Below are 17015 nucleotides of genomic sequence, written 5' to 3' on the forward strand. Positions count from 1 at the left end.
CTTAACGCGCTGCGACCACAGTGCCACGGCATTCGCCGAAGCCGATGGAAGCAAAGCCTTCACGATTGCAGCGGGCGCGCAGGATGATTTCATCACCGTCTTCCAGGAACCTGCGCACTTCGCCGGATGGCAACTCGATGACCTTCTTGCCGCCTTCGGTCATCTCCAACAGGCTGCCGAACTGCCCTTCTTGCGGCCCGGACAGGGTGCCGGAACCGAACAAATCACCGGCCTGCAACTGGCAGCCGTTGACGCTGTGGTGCGCCACCAGTTGCGCGACGGTCCAGTACATATGCAGGCTGTTGCTCAGGGCCAGGCGCTGGGCCGGCAGGTTCTGTTCGCGCATGGCCGCGGTGGTCAGCAGCACTTCCAGTTCAATGTCCAGGGCACCGGCGGCCTGGTCACGTTTATCCAGCAAGTACGGCAGTGGTTGCGGATCGCCCTCGGGACGGGACGGTTGCGCCTTGCGGAACGGTTCCAGTGCTTCGGCCGTGACGACCCAGGGCGAAATCGTGGTAATAAAGCTTTTCGACAGGAACGGCCCCAGCGGCTGGTATTCCCAGGCCTGGATGTCCCGCGCCGACCAGTCGTTGAGCAGGCAGAAACCGGCGATGTGCTCGGCGGCGTCGCCGATGGCAATCGAGTCGCCCATGGCATTGCCCTGGCCGATCCAGATGCCCAGTTCCAGCTCGTAGTCCAACCGTGCGCAAGGGCCGAAGGTCGGTTCGGTCTGGCCCGCAGGCAAGGTCTGGCCTTTAGGGCGGCGCACGTCGGTGCCCGAGGTGCGAATGGTCGAGGCGCGGCCGTGATAACCGATCGGCACGTACTTGTAGTTGGGTAGCAGCGGGTTGTCGGGGCGGAACAGCTTGCCGACGTTCTGCGCGTGCTCGATGCCGACGTAGAAGTCGGTGTAGTCATTGATCCGGGCCGGCACATGCATCTGGCAATCGGCGGCACGGTGCAGTACCTGCGCCTCACGCGCTTGCAGCGGGCTGCCCTCGGCAAGCAGTTCCAACAGGCGCTCACGCAGCGCAACACGCGGGCCACGGCCCAGTTCAAAAAACGCGTTCAACTGGCCGCCCGCCGTCGCTTCAACCGCTCGGCGCGCTTCACCCTCAAATACTTCCAGAGCGGCATGCAGGTCGAAGATGCAGTCCCCAATCGCCACGCCACTGCGCGGGGCCGAACCGTTGATGCTGAACACGCCCAACGGCAGGTTCTGCAAAGGAAAGTCGCGGTGGCCGTTGGCGCAGGCCACCCAGCTTTGGGTAGTAGTGGGCTGAGTCATGGGTTATCTCCGGTTCGGGTTGAAGGTGTTGGGCAGCGAGGCCCAGCACGCGTCATAAGCAGGTTGAAGTTGCGGGCAGTCCAGGGCGAACTGGGTGGGACGCAGCACTTGGCTGGTCTCGAACATGAAGGCCATGGTGTTGTCGATCTTGTGCGGCGCCAACTCGACGTTGATCGCCTTGGTGCAGGTCTCGCCGTCCGGGCCGTGGGCGCTCATGCAACTGTGCAGCGACGCGCCGCCGGGCAGGAAGCCCTCGGCCTTGGCGTCGTAAGCGCCCTGGATCAAGCCCATGTATTCGTTCATCAGGTTGCGGTGGAACCACGGCGGGCGGAAGGTGTTTTCGGCGACCATCCAGCGCGGCGGGAAGATCACGAAATCAAGGTTGGCCAGGCCGTGCACGCTGGTGGGCGAGGTCAACACGGTGAAGATCGACGGATCCGGATGATCAAAACTCACGGTGCCGATGGTGTTGAAACGGCGCAGGTCATATTTGTACGGCACGTTGTTGCCGTGCCAGGCGACTACGTTCAGCGGTGAATGGTCGACTTCACAGGCCCACAGTTCACCGAGGAACTTCTGCACCAGGGTTGTAGGCTGTTTCAGGTCTTCGTAGTGGGCAACTGGGGTGAGGAAGTCGCGGGGGTTGGCCAGGCCGTTACTGCCGATAGGCCCAAGGTCCGGCAGGCGCAGCGGCGCGCCGTGGTTTTCCGCGACATAACCGCGTGCGTGCGCATCCAGCAGTTCGACACGGAATTTGAGGCCACGTGGGAGCACGGCGATCTCCAGCGGCTCCACCTCCAGCACACCGAGTTCGGTGGCGATACGCAAGCGGCCCTGCTCGGGGACGATCAACAGTTCGCCATCGGCATTGAAGAACACACGCTCCATCGAATGGTTGGCGCGGTAGGTATGGATGCTGATGCCTGAGGGTTTTTCTGACCCCGAGTTGGCCACCATCCCGACAAGGCCATCGATAAAGTCTGTCGGCTCGCCGGGAATATCCAAGGGGTTCCAGCGCAGGCGATTCGGCGTCACCGCGCCCAACGGGCCACCGGCCAATTGCCGTTCCAGCTTGACGAACGCCGGGTGATTGGCCGACGGCTGAATGCGGTACAGCCAGGTACGGCGGGCTTCGCTGCGCACCATGGTGAAGGCCGTGCCGGAGAACAGTTCGGTGTACAGCCCGTAGGGCGCTTTTTGCGGGGCGTTCTGGCCGACCGGCAGCGCGCCGGGCAGGGCTTCGCTGGCGAATTCATTGCCAAAGCCCGAAAGATATTCGAGGTTCATGGAGCTTCCTCTGGGGTCAGTTGTTTTTATCGTAATCCAGTTACGCATAACGTAATTTGATCACTATCGACCGTCAAGCTATAAAGACGCCCATTCATCTCTCGGATTCTCGCCCTTCCATGGAAAAGCCCCGCGACACCGGTAAACAGAAAGTCCGCTCGGCCGAAGTGGGCACCGATATCCTCAAGGCCCTGGCCGAGTTGTCGCCCGCCACGTCCCTGTCGCGCCTGGCCGAACATGTGCAGATGCCGGCAAGCAAGGTGCACCGCTATCTGCAGGCGTTGATCGCGTCTGGTTTTGCCGAACAGAACACCGCCACTAACCACTATGGCCTGGGCCGCGAGGCGCTGCGGGTGGGCCTGGCCGCACTGGGCAGCATGGACGTACTGAAAGTCGGCGCGATGCCCCTGGCAGAACTGCGCGACGAGTTGAATGAAACCTGCTTTCTGGCGGTATGGGGCAACCAGGGCGCGACTGTGGTGCAGATCGAGCCGGCGGTGCGCGCAGTCACGGTGGTGACGCAATTGGGCTCGGTATTGCCGCTGCTCAGCTCGTCCACCGGGCTGGTGTTCAGCGCGTTCCTGCCGTCGCGGGAAACCGTGGAACTGCGCGAGCGCGAGATCCAGGCCGGAATCGCCCATGCCCTGGCGGACGACCAGGCCTACGCCCTCACCTGCGAGCAGATCCGCAGCCGTGGCCTGCACTTTGTGCATGGCCTGCTGATGCCGGGGGTGGACGCGCTGTCAGCGCCGGTATTCAACGCAATTGGCCAAGTCGCAGCGGTGATGACCGTGGTCGGCCCCACCTCGCTGTTCCACGCTGACGAGGATGGCCCGGCGGCGCAGCGTTTGCTGGCGGCGACCCAGGCCGTGAGTTGGCGGATGGGCTATCAAACCTGAGCTAGTCGTGCCATTGGGTCAGGGCCAACGCAACACGGTTCTCCAACGCCCGGATGGGCGCGGCCTCACTGAGGTAGTTGTTGCTGATCATCGAGAACACCAGGCGCCGGCCTTGGGCATCGGTGATATAGCCGCTCAACGATGACACCCCGGCCATGGAGCCGGTCTTGGCGTGCAGGTTGTTTTCGGCAGCCGTCCCGCGCAGGCGATAGCGCAGGCTGCCACCGGTCATGCGGTCGGCGTTGCCGGCAATCGGCAAGGCGCTGTACCAGGCATCGAACCACGGTTGCCTGGCGGTCGCGAGCAGCAGGTCCGTGAGGTTCTGCGACGACACCAGGTTACGCCGCGACAAGCCCGAACCGTCGACCTGGACCAGCGTCGCCGGGTCCAACCCTTGGCGTCTCATGAACGCCGCCACCGCCGCCGCCCCCGCCTGCGCGTGCCCGCATTGACGGTCTTGCGCCCCATGGCCTTGAGCAACGCCTCGGACATGTTGTTGTTCGACAGTTTGAGCAGCGGCGTGATCAATGCCTGCAACGGTGCCGATTGATGCTCCGCCAGCACCCTGGCCGCCCCAGGGCTTGCACCGCCAATCACCCTGCGCCCCAGCACCTCAATACCCTGCTGCGCCAAGGCTTGCTCGAACAGAGTGGCCACCAGTTGCGTCGGCTCCCACACGCTCACCCACTGCCGGCTTTGCTTGCCCGGCGCCAACGTGCCTGTCAGTTGCAGCAGATTGGTGCCGTGCTGACGGGTGATGCCATAGCTGTCGCCGGGACCGCTGGCGGCGTGGTTGCTCAGTTGCACGTAATCCGTGGGCGGGCTTAGAGAAACAGTCACCGGCTGGCCGGCAATGACCGGCGCCTTGGCCGTGACGATCAGGGTGCCCGCGTCAAAATCCGCATTGGGCGATACCGTCAGCGCGGAAATCTGCGCGCCGTAGTAGGTGCTTTCGTCGTCCTGGGCCCAGTCGACGCCCAGGCGTTCGGCGTCGAAAAAGCTGTCGTCGAACACCAGGTCGCCCTGCACCTGGCGCACGCCCTGGCGCGCCAGTTGGGCGGCGAGTGCCTGGTAGTCGGCGAACTGGGTGGTCGGGTCACCCAGGCCGCGCAGGTAGAGGTTGCCGGTCAGGCGCTCACCTTGTTGCGGGCCATTGCTCAGCAGTTGCGTGGCGAACCGATACTGCGGCCCCAGCACGTCCATCGCCGCCGCCGTGGTCAGCAATTTGAGGTTGGACGCGGGGATCAAGCGTGTACGCGGGTTGTGCTGATAGAGGGTGCTGCCGCTGCGGGCGTCGCGCACCATCAGGGAGACGGTGGCGCCATTCAACGCCGGATCAGCCAACAGGCGTTCGAGGGTGGTCGGGGTGGAGGGCTGCGAAACGCTGGCGCAGCCGCCCAGTAAAAAGATCAAGCCCAGCAGGTGTAACCATCGGCCAAAGTGCATCGGTAGCGTTTTCCACAAAGCTAATCAGTGGCGGCAACGCTAACAGCTCCCCCCCTTTGTGCGAGCGGGCTTGCCACAGAAAGCTCGCTCGCCACAACCTGTCATTACTTTTAAAACTGCGCTCTTAAAACTGCAGCGTGCTGGACACCGACACCTGCCGCGCATCCCCAATGGACACAAACAACCGGCTGGCCGCCGAGGTGTAGTAGGTGCGGTCGAACATGTTCTTCACGTTGAGCTGGAACTTGACCTTCTGCCCTTCGATCTTGGTGTCGTAGGTGGCGAACGCGTCGGCCACGGTGTAGCCCGGCAGGTCGAAATCGTTGGCGGCGTCGCCGGCGCGTTCGCCGACGTAGCGAGCACCGGTGCCCACGCGCAACTGGTCGCCACCGAAAATGCTGCCGAAGTCATAGGCCACCGACAACGAGCCGGTGTGCTTGGCCACGTTTTGCAGGCGGTTGCCTTCCAGCGTCGGGTCGTTGTCCTTGATATCTTCGGCATCGGTGAAGGCGTAGCTGCCGATCAGGCTCCACTTGTCGGTCAATTGGCCGCTGGCATCCAGCTCCAGGCCACGGGAACGCACTTGGCCGGCGATGCTGTAGACGGTGTTCGCACCGGAGCCCACCGACACCAGCACGTTGCGCTTGTCGATGTTGAACAACGCCGCGCTGGCGGTGATGCGCCCAGGAATGTCGAGCTTGGCGCCCAGCTCCCACGACTTGGATTCTTCTGGCGTGAGGTCGCCGGTCAAGGTGCTGCCATCGGCCAGGGCGGCGATGGTGGAGTTGGGCTTGAACGACTCGGTGTAGCTGCCGTAGAACGACAGCTCATCGGTGTAGCGATACACCAGCCCCGCACGCGGCACCCAGGCCTGGCCGTTGCCGTCGGTGTTGGCCTTGAACGGCACGCCTTTGCCGGCGTATTGGTCGTACATCTGGTAGCGGGCGCCCGCCACGAATATCCACTGGTCGGTGAGGTGGATCGCGTCCTGGAAGAACAGCGAGTCGCTGCGCAGCAGGTCGGTCTGGGCGCTGTCGGCGGCGCTGACCGTGGTGCCCGCGACTTCGTTGCCATACACCGGGTTGTTGTAGTTGAACGTGGTGCGCGAGGCCTGGCGAATCAGGTCGGCGCGGTAGACCTTGCGGTACTCATCGTCCATGCCGAAGACCAGATCATTCTGCAGGCCAAACACATTGACCTTGCCTTCCAGGCTGGCGGTGGTGAAGCGATCGGTGGTGATCGCGCCCTTGGTGCCGTCCATCTTGCGGGTCAGGGTGCCGTCGGTATTCACCGCGCTGACGCGCACCTGGCTGGCGTCGTAGGTTTCGCGGTTCCAGCTGTAGCCGAAGTGGGCTTTCCAATCGTCGTTCAGGTCGTGGTCGGCTTCGAAGCGGTACAGGTCGGAACGGCCTTCCATGTTGTTGAACGGCTCATCCAGGCGTCGGGTGGAGGGGATGTCCAGCGGGTGGTTGGACTTGTCGATCGCCGTGCCACGGTCGAACGGCGAGAGAAACTCGCGGTGTTCGTAGGCGAACAAGAGCTTGGTGGTGTCGCCATACCAGGCCAGGGACGGAGCCAGCAGCGTCTCGCGGTGAGTGCCAAAGTTGCGCCAGTAGTCTTCGTCTTCATGGTCGACGATCAGGCGATAGGCCAGGCCCGAGTCACCGATCGGGCCGGTGGTGTCGAGGCTGCCGCCGCTGCCGTTCTTGCCGTTGCCGAAGGTGGAGCCGCGCACCGTCAGGGCGGTGGATTGGGTCAGTTCGGGCTTTTTGCTGACAATATTGACCACGCCGCCCGGATCCTGGATGCCATACAGCAGCGACGAGGGGCCTTTGAGCACTTCGACGCGCTCCGCCGTGGCGTTCAGGGCGCGGCCCTGCACCACCGGCATGCCGTCACGCATGATCGAGCCGTTACGGTTGTCGCCAAAACCGCGCAGCATCACGGCGTCCTGGGTGCTGGCCAGGGTGTTGGCCTGGGTGATGCCGCTGATATTGCCGAGGGCGTCATCCAGGTTACGGGGGGTCTGGTCGCGCAGCACTTGGGCCGGCACCACGTTGACGGTTTGCGGGGTTTCCAGCAGCAAGGCCCGGGAACGCATCACCGAGCTGGTGGGCGGCGGCTGGTAGCTGGTGCTGTCCTGGGTTTGGCCAACGCCACTGATGGTGGTGGCGCCGAGGTTGACCGCGCCATCGGTCGGCACCGGCTCAAGCGCCAAGGTGCGGGCGTCGATCTGGCGGAAGGTGAAACCGGAATTGCCCAGCAAGCGTTGCAGCGCCTGGGTCGCGCTCATCTGCCCACTGACCGCCGGGGCACTGAGGCCGTAGGGCGCTTCATCGGTGTAGATCACGCTGATCCCGGTGACCCGGCTGAAATCGCTCAGGGCCTGGGGCAGCGGTTTCGCGGCCAGGGCAAATTTGAACTGGGCGCTTTGCTGCTCCTGCGCCTGTGCCACGCATAGGGGCAGCAAGGCCAGCCCCGATACCGCCAATACCGAGGCTCCCAGCCACTGTTTAACCAAACCGCCCGCCGTCGACTTCATGCTGTGAGAACCCGTGTAGAAAACGCTGTTAATGCGAATAGATCGCAGTTTCATGCACTACACGGATCAGCCGGCGATTTACCTCACATTTATTTGCAAATATTTTTACTTATTGCGCCTGAAGGCGAAAACCGAAGCGCGGGAAGTGCACATGCACGGTGCCAGCCCGTGGGTCGGTGCGGCGCAGGATCAACTCTTCGCGCCCGGCAAACAGCAACTCGCCGGCGACCGGGTCGACGCCGTAGTCAATCGCGCTGATGGTCACTTGCTGGCCGGCCTTGAAGCCATTCAAGTCCTCGAACACTTCGTCCGGCAGCGCCGCCGGTGTGGCGTCGTGCGCAATCGCCAGCGCCTGCTCGGCCGTCATCTGGCTGGCCGTACCGTGGCCAAAACCGAGCACACGCCCCAGCCACGCCGACACGGCCGGATAGGCATCCACCAACGGCGAAGTCACCGGCGTGGCCTTGAGGAACCACAACGGATGGGCCATCGCGAAGTCGCAATCGACGCTCGCCAAACAGGAAGTCCCCGGACTCACGCTGCAGTTGCTGCTCCAGGCGCGCCATGATCGCCGGCCATTGGTGCTTGGCCAGCTCGGCCGGCAACTTGCTCGCCGTACCGCCGCTGAACAGCGCGGCGCGGTCGGCGAGAAACGCCTTGATCGCTTCCGGCGGCAACTTGCCAAAGCGCACCGCCACCGATTCCGGCTGGAACACCAGGCTCACGGCGTGGGCAAACACCACGCTGTCGGCCCAGGTGGCGAAGGTTTGGGTGATCATTTCCTGGCCCAGCGGGAACAGTGCCGGCGCGGTTTTTTCCTGCTCAAGGCGGCGGGCGATCAGGGCGGTGTCGCAATAGATATCAGCGCCAACCTGCAGCACGGGGGTTTTGCGATAGCCACCGGTCAGCGCCGTCAGGTCCGGCTTGGGCATCACCGGCGAAATATGCACCGAATGCCAGGACAAGCCTTTGAAGCCCAGCAGCAGCCGAGCTTTTTCCGCGAACGGGGAAGTTGGGTAGTGGTGCAGGATGAGCTCAGACATGCCGGGGTCCACATGAAAAAATGAACCCGCAGCTTAGCGCGCAACGGGCATTGGCGGCGTGATGGGAACCCATCAGTCAGATCAATGAGCCCTGCGCCGCCAGGCACTCCTTGGCACTCTTCTTCAGCTTCTTGATCAACCGCTCCTGGCGCAACGCCTCGCCCTTGCTTGCGCATTGCTCGGTGTACACCAGCGCCACGGCAGGGCTGGACAGGAAAAACCGGGCGCCCTTGCCGCTCTGGTGCGAGGCAAACCGGCGCACCGGGTCGTTGCTGATGCCGCAATACAGCGAGCCATTGGCGGCGCGCACCAGGTAGACAAACCAGGGTTTGGGTGGAGGAAGATCAGTCACAGGTCAGGTCGGCAGGCCAGAGGAGCGCCAATCTTATCAACGCCCGGCCTGAAATGCCTTGAGGCCTTTGCGTGCCTGGGCGCGGACAGCGTTTTTCAAGGCCGGCGACCAGCCCAGCAACAAGCCCTTGATGCCCAACGCCTGGCGCGACCAGCGCCACAGGTCGAAATGGTCGTGGTGCTCGCAGATTTTGCCGTCGCGGAACACGAAACGGGCGCCGATATCGTTGACCACGGTGTTGCCGGTGGCGCTGAACAGGTAGGTCGCCACCCAATGCGCGCTGCCGGTGGTGTCATCGCTGCGCACATGGTCGAACGTCAGGGAGAAATCCTTGGCCCGCGTGGTGAGCATGCGCCACATGTCGCCGGCATCACGGCCGCGCAGTTCGCCAAAGGCCGGGTCGCTGAACAGCACGTCCTCGGTGTAGCAGGCCGCCATGGCCTCGGCATCCAGCCGCTGGAAGGCGCTGTAGAACTCGGTGATCAGGGCGTTATGTGCGTCACTCATGGGCAGGTTCCAAACCAGGGGCTGTAGGGTATGCACGATAGTCTGCGCACCGGCAAAACTCTATCGGCATTCACATCGGCAATGGCCAGCCACACGCTATGGCACCATGCCGCAGCTGCGCGCATACGCGAACAGATCCACGTCGGTGGAAATGCACAGCCGGCTCATGGCGGTACTTTTCTGTTTGCTGATGGTGGAAATACTGCGATTGACCCGTGCCGCAATCTGGCTGACGGTCATGCCACTGGCCAGCATCCTTACCACCTCCCGCTCCTTGCTGGACAACTGCGGCTGTTGCATCTGGTCGCCGGTGCCCGCCTCTACCAACTGCGCCCGCAGGCATTCACTGGCAAACGTCTCGCCCTTGATCACCGCATTGATCGCGATGGGCAGCTCCCGGGCCGACGCGCTCTTGGCGACAATCGCCCGTGCCCCATGGGCAAAAGAAGCACGCAGGGTGGCCACGTTGGCAAACATGGTCACCAGGATCACCGGCAATGTCGGGTACTGACGACGCAACAGGCCCAACAGCCCGTAACCGTCGGCCTGCTGACCGCCGGGCATGGCGAAGTCAGTCACCAATACATCACAAGCCACAGAACTCAACAGTTTGAGCAACTCATCGGGCCCGTCGGCTTCGCCGACGACCTTGCACCTACCGCCCGCCTCAATCACCACCCGTTGCCCAATACGCACAATAGGATGGTCGTCGGCAATGATTACACGCAGCATAAATACCCACGAATGATGGCAACTGGAAATCACGCAAAATACCTTTGTCCACGCACCTCAACAACCACCCGGCGCGGTACGCTCCAGACCGCGCCCAGCATTTGATAGATAACAACTCCCAACCTACAAAACAAAAAGAAATTACCTACATCTTTAGCCCTTAACAGACCTCTTGCGATGTCCTACAGACTTATCCACTCATAACCGGCTCAAGTAAGTGATGTACACCCGCAAGTTGCGCTGAAAGGCTTGCAACTGCAGCGTACTTGCCGCGACACCACGGGCCTGTACCCGGGCAATCAATTGCTCGCCACACCGCTCCAGATCCGCCCCGCCAACAAACGCCAGGCTGCCCACCAGTCGATGCAGCCGCTCCACCACCAACAGTGCGTTGGCACTGCTCCATGCCTGTTCCAACAAGCTGTTGTCTTCCTGCGCTTCATTCATCAGGCTGACCAGCACCCGGTTCACTATTTCATCACTGCCGAAAATTTCGATCAGGCTTGCACGCGTCGGCCACGCAAGGCTTTCTGGACGATCAACCGGTTCCTCCACCAGCGGGGGCGAGGGTGAGGGTGCCAACTTCAGGACAGGTACTCGATTGGAAAATACCCTTGTCACCATGGTCACCTCATTGCGCTTACATTGATTTTTCAGCCCATGAGTACATCAACACCCAACTAAGTGGATGCAAAGGCACAACAGCCAAATATAGAACAGCGTGCAACACGCTTGATGGCACTCATATGACTGTTAGATGCAGTGATGAATACGCTCCTGGATATGAAAATGACGATACAAGAACTACGAAAAATCCAAATTTCCTACAAATCAGAACATTAATTCCCACGCTTTCAGGTCGAGATACCTGCCATTTCGATTGTCGTAATAGTTGTATTTCCCCCGCTCCGCCCCCCGGCTAAATTGCCGTCACCCGCAAAGAGGGAATGGGCCACGGTCTCCGGCGGCCCCAACCAAACACAACCTGCCGCCTTGCTCGCCCTTCCCACAGGATCGGACGATGCCGTGCGCGTGCCTTTATCAGCCAGACCCGCAGTGGAACGTATTGAAATGAGCAAGTCCCTTACCTTGATGAGCACTGTGCTGTTGCTCGCCACCTCCTTACCCGCCTTGGCTGCCAGCACGGTGGACCTGACAGTAAAAGGCTTGATCACCCCAAGCGCCTGTACACCCAACATGCCGGGCACGGTCGACTTCGGAAAAATCTCCGCGAAAGACCTCAAACTGGACAGTCAGACCGTACTCAAGCCCCAAAGCGTCCAACTGTCCATTAGTTGTGAGGCATCGACGCTGTTTGCAATCACCCCCATCGACAACCGCAGTGGCTCTTCCACTCGTAGCGGTGCGTATGGCCTGGGCCTGATCAATGAAACGGAGAAGCTGGGCAGGTATTACCTGAGCATGGGCAATTTGGTTGCCGACAAGCCGTCAAGCTTGTTGATCCAATACAACCCAGGCCGCTGGTCAGAACTACCCGACGACGAGGCAGTGGTGCCCAATGCCTTGATCTCACTGGGCGACCTGGACCTGTCGATCGGCTGGGTACCTCATCCTGTGCAAACCGCAACCCTGGACGTGGTGCTCAATACCGCCATTGCCCCCGCCAACACCCTGACGCTGACCAACGAGGTGGCACTGGATGGTTCGGCGACCTTTGAAGTGAAGTACCTGTAACGCTCCCTCTTACATAGACCCCCACTCACATGGTGCCGCCCCTATGAACCTATTTTTCACTCGCGCTGCGCTGGTGTTGCTGTTCACGCCTGCCGTGTTCGCGGCCAGCAATACCGACCTCAGCGTCAGGGGCAGCATCACGCCCAGCGCCTGTTCCCCACTGATTTCCGGCGGTGGCATGGTCGACTTCGGAAAAATGTCGGCCAAGACGCTCAATGCCGAGCAACACACTTCGTTGCCCAATCAGAGCATGCAGTTGAGTGTGCGCTGTGAAGGACCGACTTTTTTCACCCTCAACACCATCGATAACCGCGCCGGTACTTCGGCCAACCATGATCGCTGGCATGGCCTGGGTATGACACCGAACGATGAAAAGCTCGGCGGCTCCGCGTTTCACCTCTACACCCCAGTGGCCGACGGCGTCGCGGTACGCATGATTACCTCAGAGGATGGCGGCGTGACCTGGGGGCCCGCCAACGAGTTGAACCATCTGTGGCTGACCACGGTTGCGAGAATCAATCAAGAAACACCTATCGCCGTGCAGGATTTTGACGCCGAGATTCGCCTGTACACCCACGTCGCCCCCGCCGAGCGCTTGACCCTGCTGGACGAAGTCCCCATCGACGGGCACGCCACCATCCAACTCAAGTACCTGTAACCGCCCCCCTTAGCGAAAGGAGTTCGTCATGAAAACCCTGCTCAATAGCGTCGCCGCCAGCGTAATGCTACTTACCTGCGCCACCTCCTACGCCGCTTCCACCGTGGACCTGACGGTCAAGGGCCTGATCGTGCCCAGTGCCTGCACCCCCAGCCTGTCCAGTGGCGGGATCATCGACCACGGCAAGATTTCCGCCAAAGACCTGCGCCCGGACAACCCTACCCTCATCGGCAGCCACAGCATGACGATTGCGGTGATCTGTGATGGCGCGATCCCGTTCGCCCTGAACTCGATTGATAACCGTGCGGACTCGGCGCTGATGGGCTCGGTGTTCGGGCTGGGCTTTATCAACACCACGCAAAAACTCGGCTGGTACCAGCTGACCTTGCAAAACGCCGTCGCCGACGGTGTGCAGGTCAAGACCATCGCCTCCGGCGACGGTGGCAACACTTGGTACGACGAAAAGTTCTGGGACCCCAAACTCTACATGTCGGTCACCAACACCGATGGCGCACAGCCGATCGCCGTCAAGGAACTGGTCGCTCAGCTGTTGGTGAACACCTCGATCGCCCGTACCGACGGCCTGGACCTGAGCAACGAAGTCACCCTGGATGGGTCGGCCACCCTGGAAGTGAAGTATCTGTAAATGCCAGGGCGGCCATGCACCGGCATGGTCGCCCTTACATAACGGCCACCTACTCCCAGCCAGTGATACCCCATGAACATGCAGCCCCACCTATTCGTCGCCTTGCTGACGCTGAGCTTCGCCGGCCCCGCCTGGGCGGCCGCTATTGTCGATATCACGGTGACCGGCCGACTGACGCCGGACGCCTGTCACGTCGAGCTGTCGGAAGAGGGCGTTGTCGATCACGGCAAGATTCCCGCACACACCCTGAGCAGCGATGAATTCACCGTGTTGCCAAGCCGATTCCTGGAGCTGTCGGTGCGATGCGCCAGGCCCATGCTGTTTGCGCTGGTGGGCGTCGACAATCGCTCGGAATCGGCGCTTACGCCTGACCTGTACGGACTGGGCAGAAACATCCACGCCCCGGCAGAGCGCCTGGGCAGCGTGGCATTGTCCTATCTGAACCCGCAGGGCGATGCGCAACCCATGCAGGTGCTGATCTCCGCCGACAACGGAGAAACCTGGACGCCGAGCCCCCACGCCGAGCCCAAAGCCTATGTCGGTTTTGCGTTGCAGGGTGACCGTCAGCCGGACTTTATTCGCCAGTTGACCACCCGACTGCACGTCGAAACTTTCATCAGTTTTTCGAACTACCTGACCCTCGATCAAGAGGTCCCCCTGGACGGCTCCATCGTCCTGGATTTGCGCTACCTCTGATGCTTATTTCGCCCAATGGAACTCTCGTCATGACGACGCAAATTTTTACGGTGGCGGCCCTGGCCCTGCTGCTCAGCATGCATGCCCAGGCCGACGGTATGGTCCCCGACACCTCGGTGGTGATCGTGTACGAAAACGACGGCGAAGCCAGCGTTTCGGTGACCAACACCGACAGTCAACTGGCCCTGCTGCACGTCACCCTGGAAGACATCCCGGAGGATGACGAACCATTGCTGGTGGTCACGCCGCCGTTGTCGCGGGTGGAGCCGAAAAAATCACAGCTGGTGCGATTCATTCTGCAAGACCATCTGCCGCTCAAGAGCCAGCGTCTCAAGCGTGTGATTTTCGAAGGCATGCCCAAGGGTCGCCCTGCCACCGAAGCCGGACACGCCCGGGTCGGCGTCACGGTGCGCCAGAATCTGCCGGTGATCATTCATCCCAAGGGCCTGGCGCCCAATCGCACGCCGTGGACCGGCTTGACCTGGACCCTCGAAAACAACCAATTGGTGGTCAGCAACGACACGCCTTATGTGGTGCGGCTGGCCCAGGAACTGCGCCTGCTGCCCGGCGACGCCAGGGCGATGCTGCCGCGCACCTATGTGTTGCCAGGGGAACATCTGCGCGTCCCGGTCAGCGCCACGGGCGCCAGCACCGTCCGGCTGCAACCGGCCACCCTCTATGGCTTCGCCGTCGCAGCCTACGACGCGCCAATCACCCTGCACTGATTAAAACGACGTGACGGCCTGAGGATCGCCAGCGCACTGCGCAGCCGTCCAACCTTCGATTGCCTTTGGTGAAAACAGTCGTGAACTATCGTGACGGCAACGCCGTGCCCGCCTCGCCCTTTACCTTGCCGGCGTGGCTGCTGACCTGTGCCTTGCTCCCTGACGGAGTGCGGGCCGATGACTATGCTGGCTTCGACGCCAAGACCCTGAACCAACGCGGCATCGACCCGCAACTGGCCAGCCTGCTGCTGGACACCCCACGTTTTACCGCAGGTACACATGCGGTGAGCTTGCGGGTCAACGGGCAACGCCGTGGTCGCCTGCAAGCCAGCTTCGATCAGCACGGCGCCCTGTGTTTCGACCGCGCCTTACTGGATACCGCCAACCTGGTGGAGCCTGGGGACAGCGGTCGCTGCCATGACTTTCTCGCGCAATTTCCCCAAACCCTGGTTGAACCCGATCCGGCCACACTCACGGTGTCGCTGATAGTGCCGACCGAGGCCTTGCGGCCGGTACAGCAGGATGTCTCCGGCTATCAATCCGGAGGCGTCGCGGCCTTGCTCAACTATGACCTCACCGGGTTCTACAACCGCTTCGACGACGATGCCAGCCGCTTTGGCTCGGCCAACACCGAAGTCGGCTTCAACGCCGGTGACTGGATCGTACGCAGCCGCCAGGTCCAGACCTGGCAGGACGGCCTGTCGCGCAGCACCCACCTGGAAGCCTACGCCCAGCGCACCTTTGCGCGGTATCAGGCGGTGCTGCAAGCGGGGCAGATCAGCCTCTATAACCCAGTGTTGTCAGGTGCGCAGATCAGTGGGGTCCAGGTATTTACCGAACAAGCCCTGCAAGACCAGGAGCAAGGCGCAACCATCGAGGGTATCGCCAACAGTCCGGCGCAGGTTGAGGTGCGGCAGAACGGCGCGTTGATTCACTCGACCGTGGTCCCCGCCGGACCATTCGCCCTGACCGATGTACGTCGCTTGAATACCCGTTCGGACGTCGAGGTGACCGTCAAGGAAAGCACGGGCGGCGAGCGGCGTTTTACCGTGCCGGCGGCAATGCTCGGCCTCGGGCTGCCGGCGGCGGGTTACTCGGTGGCCGCTGGCCGTGTGCGCAACATCGGCAACGCCCACGGTGACGATCCATGGGTGGTCAGCGCCGGGTGGAACGGCGCCCTGAACCCGCAAATGTCCGTGGGCGGCGGCATGATGGTTGCCAGCCAATACCGCGCCGCAGGCGCGAGCGTGGCCTGGCGGCCGGGGTTGGACAGCCAGGTGCAACTCGCCAGCCAGCTCTCCGACGCCCAGGCCCGCGACAAGGCGCAAGGCGTGCAAACCGACCTGTCATGGTCCCAGCGCCTGAATGAACAGTGGTCGCTCAGTCTCGCCAACTCGTGGCGCACGCCTGGCTATCGCGAGCTGCAGGAAGCCACTTACGAAGCACAGCCCGACCGGCACCGCAGCACACGTTATCGCGATCAGCAGAGCGCCACGCTGGGCTGGTCCCACCTGTGGTTCGGGGCGTTCAGCGCCGGGGTGTCGCGCTCCAGCAACTTTGACGGCGCCAACAGCAGCCGCGCGCTGGCCTCTTGGGGCACCAGCGTCAACGGGGTGTCGCTGTCGGCCAGTGCCGAGTGGCAGATGGGCGGGCGCCAGCAGCAGGACAATGCGGTGTACCTGAACCTGAGCCTGCCCCTGGGCGAGAACCGCCGCGCTCGCGCCTGGGTGCGTAACTCGGGCGGTGAGCATCGCTCCGGGGTGGGGATGAACGAACAGGTCAACGATCAACTCGGGTATCGGGTCAGCGCCGAGTACGACACCGCGACCGGCAGGTGGAAACCACGCTGGGCCTCTCCGCCCTGCCCGCTATAGCCAGTTGGACTTCAGCTACAGCCGCAGCGACGCCCAACGGTCGAGCTATCAAGGCGGTGCGCGCGGCGCGGTGGTGGCGCATGGCAGTGGTGTCACGCTGTCGCCGTACCCGGTACGCGACACCTTTGCAGTGGTCTCGGTGGGCGATATGGCCGGTATCAAACTCAGCACACCCAGTGGGCCGGTCTGGACGGATTGGCAGGGCCAGGCAGTGGTGTCCCAGGTCAACGCTTACGGGCGCAGTCCGGTCGAGGTGCAGACGCGCTCGCTGCCGCGCAATGCCGACATCAACAATGGCCTGGCGATGATTTCGGCTGGGCGCGGCGCGGTGGATCGCGTGGACTTCGGCGTGGCGCTGACCCGTCGGCTACTGCTGACGGTGCGCACCGATCAGGACCGGCCGTTGCCCCGTGGCGCCATGGTGAGCACTGCCGATGGCGAGTTCGTCACCCTGGTCCAGGACGGCAGCCGAGTGTTCCTGCCCAATGTGCTGGAGCACACCACGCTGTGGGTCAGCACCGCCGATAACGGCCGCTGCGAACTGCGCTATGAACTGCCGGCCAAGGCTGATCCGACAGTGTATTTCGAAACCGCCCCCGCCCGCTGCCATACACCTGAAGGATGA

The 17015-nt window shown here is 62.4% G+C and carries 13 protein-coding genes and 3 pseudogenes; 7 read left to right on the forward strand and 9 right to left on the reverse strand.

The window, feature by feature from the left end; genetic code table 11:
* Position 1: 1 nt before the first annotated feature.
* Both fahA and hmgA read right to left on the reverse strand, forming a co-directional pair.
* Positions 2-1288, reverse strand: a complete 1287-nt coding sequence (gene fahA, locus IQK56_RS14895; protein WP_193901747.1) for a fumarylacetoacetase — start codon at positions 1286-1288, stop codon at positions 2-4.
* A 3-nt stretch (positions 1289-1291) separates the two neighbouring features.
* On the reverse strand, positions 1292-2575 hold the full coding sequence (gene hmgA, locus IQK56_RS14900; protein ID WP_193861722.1) for a homogentisate 1,2-dioxygenase: 1284 nt from the start codon (positions 2573-2575) through the stop codon (positions 1292-1294).
* A 119-nt stretch (positions 2576-2694) separates the two neighbouring features.
* Here hmgA and IQK56_RS14905 point away from each other — a divergent pair, with 119 nt between their 5' ends.
* On the forward strand, positions 2695-3474 hold the full coding sequence (locus tag IQK56_RS14905; protein ID WP_193861723.1) for an IclR family transcriptional regulator: 780 nt from the start codon (positions 2695-2697) through the stop codon (positions 3472-3474).
* A 1-nt stretch (position 3475) separates the two neighbouring features.
* Here IQK56_RS14905 and dacB read toward each other — a convergent pair.
* The 7 genes and pseudogenes from dacB to IQK56_RS14940 form a co-directional block, all read right to left on the reverse strand.
* Positions 3476-4920, reverse strand: a pseudogene (dacB, locus tag IQK56_RS14910) (D-alanyl-D-alanine carboxypeptidase/D-alanyl-D-alanine endopeptidase).
* 124 nt (positions 4921-5044) lie between these two features.
* Positions 5045-7462, reverse strand: a complete 2418-nt coding sequence (locus tag IQK56_RS14915) for a TonB-dependent siderophore receptor (RefSeq protein ID WP_193901748.1) — start codon at positions 7460-7462, stop codon at positions 5045-5047.
* A gap of 109 nt (positions 7463-7571) precedes the next feature.
* Positions 7572-8505, reverse strand: a pseudogene (locus IQK56_RS14920) (glutathione S-transferase family protein).
* Between the two features lie 76 nt (positions 8506-8581).
* On the reverse strand, positions 8582-8857 hold the full coding sequence (locus tag IQK56_RS14925; protein ID WP_150676702.1) for a GIY-YIG nuclease family protein: 276 nt from the start codon (positions 8855-8857) through the stop codon (positions 8582-8584).
* 36 nt (positions 8858-8893) lie between these two features.
* Entirely contained in the window at positions 8894-9364 is a 471-nt protein-coding gene (locus IQK56_RS14930; RefSeq protein ID WP_122306300.1) for a nuclear transport factor 2 family protein, read from the reverse strand.
* A 96-nt stretch (positions 9365-9460) separates the two neighbouring features.
* Entirely contained in the window at positions 9461-10096 is a 636-nt protein-coding gene (locus IQK56_RS14935) for a response regulator (protein ID WP_122306301.1), read from the reverse strand.
* A gap of 198 nt (positions 10097-10294) precedes the next feature.
* A complete protein-coding gene (locus IQK56_RS14940; RefSeq protein WP_193861726.1) occupies positions 10295-10567 on the reverse strand; it encodes a hypothetical protein in 273 nt (90 codons plus the stop codon).
* A gap of 600 nt (positions 10568-11167) precedes the next feature.
* Here IQK56_RS14940 and IQK56_RS14945 point away from each other — a divergent pair.
* The 6 genes and pseudogenes from IQK56_RS14945 (at position 11168) to IQK56_RS14970 (ending at position 17015) form a co-directional block, all read left to right on the forward strand.
* Positions 11168-11791 (forward strand): DUF1120 domain-containing protein, encoded by a 624-nt coding sequence (locus tag IQK56_RS14945; protein ID WP_150676700.1) that lies wholly within the window; start codon positions 11168-11170, stop codon positions 11789-11791.
* 43 nt (positions 11792-11834) lie between these two features.
* On the forward strand, positions 11835-12449 hold the full coding sequence (locus IQK56_RS14950) for a DUF1120 domain-containing protein (protein WP_193861727.1): 615 nt from the start codon (positions 11835-11837) through the stop codon (positions 12447-12449).
* Positions 12450-12477: 28 nt separating this feature from the next.
* The gene (locus IQK56_RS14955) at positions 12478-13095 is read left to right on the forward strand and encodes a DUF1120 domain-containing protein (RefSeq protein WP_150760476.1); all 618 of its coding nucleotides are present in this window, start codon (positions 12478-12480) and stop codon (positions 13093-13095) included.
* A gap of 72 nt (positions 13096-13167) precedes the next feature.
* The gene (locus IQK56_RS14960) at positions 13168-13791 is read left to right on the forward strand and encodes a DUF1120 domain-containing protein (protein WP_193901749.1); all 624 of its coding nucleotides are present in this window, start codon (positions 13168-13170) and stop codon (positions 13789-13791) included.
* Positions 13792-13820: 29 nt separating this feature from the next.
* Positions 13821-14516: a fimbria/pilus chaperone family protein gene (locus IQK56_RS14965; protein ID WP_122306307.1), complete on the forward strand. Its 696-nt coding sequence runs from the start codon at positions 13821-13823 to the stop codon at positions 14514-14516.
* An 80-nt stretch (positions 14517-14596) separates the two neighbouring features.
* Positions 14597-17015: pseudogene (locus IQK56_RS14970) on the forward strand (fimbria/pilus outer membrane usher protein).

The sequence above is a fragment of the Pseudomonas cyclaminis genome (genome assembly GCF_015163715.1).
GTDB classification, from domain to species: domain Bacteria; phylum Pseudomonadota; class Gammaproteobacteria; order Pseudomonadales; family Pseudomonadaceae; genus Aquipseudomonas; species Aquipseudomonas cyclaminis.

Coding starts and splice junctions, on each gene's coding strand:
- fahA (WP_193901747.1), bottom strand. CDS start 1,288: ATGACTCAGCCCACTACTACCCAAAGCTGGGTGGCCTGCGCCAACGGC.
- hmgA (WP_193861722.1), bottom strand. CDS start 2,575: ATGAACCTCGAATATCTTTCGGGCTTTGGCAATGAATTCGCCAGCGAA.
- IQK56_RS14905 (WP_193861723.1), top strand. CDS start 2,695: ATGGAAAAGCCCCGCGACACCGGTAAACAGAAAGTCCGCTCGGCCGAA.
- IQK56_RS14915 (WP_193901748.1), bottom strand. CDS start 7,462: ATGAAGTCGACGGCGGGCGGTTTGGTTAAACAGTGGCTGGGAGCCTCG.
- IQK56_RS14930 (WP_122306300.1), bottom strand. CDS start 9,364: ATGAGTGACGCACATAACGCCCTGATCACCGAGTTCTACAGCGCCTTC.
- IQK56_RS14935 (WP_122306301.1), bottom strand. CDS start 10,096: ATGCTGCGTGTAATCATTGCCGACGACCATCCTATTGTGCGTATTGGG.
- IQK56_RS14945 (WP_150676700.1), top strand. CDS start 11,168: ATGAGCAAGTCCCTTACCTTGATGAGCACTGTGCTGTTGCTCGCCACC.
- IQK56_RS14950 (WP_193861727.1), top strand. CDS start 11,835: ATGAACCTATTTTTCACTCGCGCTGCGCTGGTGTTGCTGTTCACGCCT.
- IQK56_RS14955 (WP_150760476.1), top strand. CDS start 12,478: ATGAAAACCCTGCTCAATAGCGTCGCCGCCAGCGTAATGCTACTTACC.
- IQK56_RS14960 (WP_193901749.1), top strand. CDS start 13,168: ATGAACATGCAGCCCCACCTATTCGTCGCCTTGCTGACGCTGAGCTTC.
- IQK56_RS14965 (WP_122306307.1), top strand. CDS start 13,821: ATGACGACGCAAATTTTTACGGTGGCGGCCCTGGCCCTGCTGCTCAGC.